The sequence below is a fragment of the Falsihalocynthiibacter sp. S25ZX9 genome (assembly GCF_041205405.1).
Taxonomy (GTDB): Bacteria; Pseudomonadota; Alphaproteobacteria; order Rhodobacterales; family Rhodobacteraceae; genus Falsihalocynthiibacter; species Falsihalocynthiibacter arcticus.
This window is the reverse complement of record NZ_JBGFCD010000153.1, coordinates 1-327: the sequence shown is the minus strand read 5'-3', so window position 1 is coordinate 327 and position 327 is coordinate 1. Positions and strand designations below refer to the sequence as shown.

At 50.5% G+C, this 327-nt stretch carries 1 pseudogene; it reads left to right on the top strand.

Features of this window, described 5'->3' with window-relative positions:
- Positions 1-223 precede the first annotated feature (223 nt).
- Positions 224-327: pseudogene (locus AB9F29_RS21680) on the top strand (transposase); the annotation flags it as partial.

Sequence of the window (327 nt, the reverse complement as noted above, 5' to 3'; positions counted from 1 at the left end):
GCGGGCGCAATTGGCCGAGTTTGGCGTTGTCCTTCCCCAGGGCGTTGGTCATGCTATTCAATTTGCGAAGAATTATCTTGACGGAGAACAGCCAGACCTTCCTGAAGTTGCTGGCAATGTTATCGTCGAGCTTGGTGACCAGATGCTGTTTTTACATGGAAAAATTCTACGCTGTTCCCGCGAGATAATCCAGATTGCCAAGCGTGAGAAACGCGTTGCACGGCTTCAAACCATTCCTGGTGTCGGCCCGATTACTGCTTCGGCGATTGTAGCAACGATTGGAAGCGGCAAACAGTTCAACAATGGTCGAGAGTTTGCTGCATGGTT